Below are 212 nucleotides of genomic sequence, written 5' to 3'. Positions count from 1 at the left end.
GGCGCGTTGCCATACGGCATTAAGTACACAAGGATGGTTATGTTTTTCGACGTTTGGACCTGATAATTTTATCGAGATTAAACAACTTACGGGGCAGGGTTTGCACTATTGGTCGATGGATGACTGGCGGCAACAGCTTGAGCTGTTAAATTTTGAGATTGTTGAATTAAGTCAGCAAAATTTATCTATGCAATTTGAAACACCCAAAGCGG

At 41.5% G+C, this 212-nt stretch carries 1 pseudogene; it reads left to right on the top strand.

Annotated elements, in window-relative coordinates:
* Positions 1-212 (top strand): annotated as a pseudogene (locus JR005_RS02165) (malonyl-[acyl-carrier protein] O-methyltransferase BioC); the annotation flags it as partial.

This window comes from Acinetobacter sp. Colony158, assembly GCF_019264745.1.
Classification (GTDB): Bacteria; Pseudomonadota; Gammaproteobacteria; order Pseudomonadales; family Moraxellaceae; genus Acinetobacter; species Acinetobacter ursingii.
The sequence above is the reverse complement of the archived record's forward strand: the minus strand, read 5'-3'. Positions and strand labels throughout refer to the sequence as shown.